A 1236-nucleotide genomic window follows, 5' to 3' on the forward strand; every position below is an offset into this window, starting at 1 on the left:
TGTTCTGGTCTAATCCCATCGGACACTTAATTTTGAGACAGTATGGTCAATAAATTAAGAGGTCTATATGAGTCTGAAGAAATCACATAAGAGTTATCCGCAGGCATTTAAAGATGAAGCCGTCTTGATGGTGCTAGAACAAGGTTATAGCGTTGCCGATGCGGCAAAGTCTCTTGGAGTTAGCACGAGCCTGCTTTACAACTGGAAGGAAAAACACGAAGCCCTGAAACAAGGTATCACCTTAGAAGAATCTGAGCGTGATGAGTTGAAACGATTGCGTAGAGAAAACAAAGAATTACGCATGGAGAAAGAAATTCTAAAAAAGGCAAGCGCCTTCTTTGCGAGAGAAATGAAGTAAGATTTCGTTTCATCAAACAGCAATCTAACCTGTTTCCTATAACACTGTTATGCCGAGTAATGAGTGTCAGTAAGTCAGGCTATTACGATTGGCATAAACGCCCTGCAAACGTGATAAGCCTTGAAACACTGAAGCTTTATCGCCTTGTTAGACAGCTATTTAAGCAAAGTCGAGGCAGCTTAGGAAATCGTGAAATGGTGAAGAAATTGCGCAAGGAAGGCTACCAGGTTGGTCGCTATCTCGTTCGTAAAATTATGCACCGCCTTCGACTCAAAGCAACCCAGCGACGCGCTTACAAGGTGACGACACAGCGAAAACACTCAGATGCAGTGGCAGATAACCTGCTAAACATGAACTTTAACCCCGTATCGGCTAATGAGGTTTGGGCGGGTGACGTGACCTATTTAAAGACGGGTGAGGGCTGGATGTATTTAGCTGTGGTGATGGATTTATATTCACGCCGGATTGTGGGATGGCACATAGACAAACGCATGACCACGGATTTGATATCTAAGGCATTAATAAAAGCCTACAACCTGCGCCAACCGGCCAGAGGGCTAGTATTTCACAGTGACCAAGGCTCGCAATATACCAGTAAGCAATTCGGTAGGCTGCTATTGAGCTATGGTATCCGAGCCAGCATGGGTGATGTGGGAGCGTGTTGGGATAATGCCGTTGTTGAGCGATTCTTTGGCAGCTTAAAACACGATTGGATTTTTAAAGTTAATCAACCAACAAGGGAGTTTATGAAGCAAGATGTGACTGCTTACATGAAATATTACAACTTGGAGCGACTTCATTCTGCTAATGGTGATCTGTCACCTGTAGAGTTTGAAAATTCTCAACTAAAAGTGTCCAGTTTGGGTTGACCAGTACAG

The 1236-nt window shown here is 43.8% G+C and carries 1 protein-coding gene; it reads left to right on the forward strand.

The features are described 5' to 3' along the window. Positions 1-67: 67 nt before the first annotated feature. A protein-coding gene (locus L5M10_RS23835; protein ID WP_263256099.1) for an IS3-like element ISSba3 family transposase occupies positions 68-1227 on the forward strand; the annotation gives its coding sequence in 2 pieces (ribosomal slippage) (positions 68-317 and positions 317-1227; 1161 coding nt in all). Positions 1228-1236 lie beyond the last annotated feature (9 nt).

This window comes from Shewanella sp. SM32 (assembly GCF_025654235.1).
Classification (GTDB): Bacteria; Pseudomonadota; Gammaproteobacteria; order Enterobacterales; family Shewanellaceae; genus Shewanella; species Shewanella oncorhynchi.